Origin of the sequence: Pseudoteredinibacter isoporae (assembly GCF_040372805.1) — a bacterium.
Lineage (GTDB): Bacteria > Pseudomonadota > Gammaproteobacteria > Pseudomonadales > Cellvibrionaceae > Pseudoteredinibacter > Pseudoteredinibacter isoporae_A.
This window is the reverse complement of sequence record NZ_BAABWJ010000035.1, coordinates 1-547: the sequence shown is the minus strand read 5'-3', so window position 1 is coordinate 547 and position 547 is coordinate 1. Positions and strand designations below refer to the sequence as shown.

Below are 547 nucleotides of genomic sequence, written 5' to 3'. Positions count from 1 at the left end.
CTGAGGCGTTTCCGGTTGACCCGGAGAACCCGCATCCTGAATCGTACCCACACCCACCAGATCGTGACCACTGGCTGCGGTGTTCGCGCTCAGGTTGGTCAAGGTCATGTTCAGGGTCTCATCGCCTTCACGTAGGAAGTCGTCGGTGATGTCCACGGTAATTGTGGTCGTGGTATTGCCTGCGGTGATCGTACCGCTGCCAGACGTTGCGGTGTAATCCGCACCCGCGGTCGCTGTACCGTTGCTGCTGGCGTAATCGAAGGTCACATCCTGAGTGGTGCTGTTCGACAAGGTGACCGTAAAGGTCATCGTGCCCGCATCTTCGTTCACGGTCACATCGTTGATCGAAACTGTCGGCGCCACATCATCGTCATTGATGGTCGCTTCCGCCGATGGGGTTCGACTGTTCGCACCGGTGGTGGTGTCCACATTCTCAAACTGGCTCGCACCTGTGCCCACACCGTTGATGGTGGCGGTGAAGGTTTCGTTATCGAAGTCCGCATCCTGAGCCGTCGGTACGGTGACCGTCGTGCTGCTGTTGCCGTTC

Annotated in this window: 1 protein-coding gene; it reads right to left on the bottom strand. The window is 58.3% G+C overall.

All coding sequences use genetic code 11. The features are described 5' to 3' along the window. The coding region (locus ABWW03_RS19945; protein ID WP_353411441.1) for a Calx-beta domain-containing protein at positions 1–547 on the bottom strand (547 nt) is incomplete at both ends.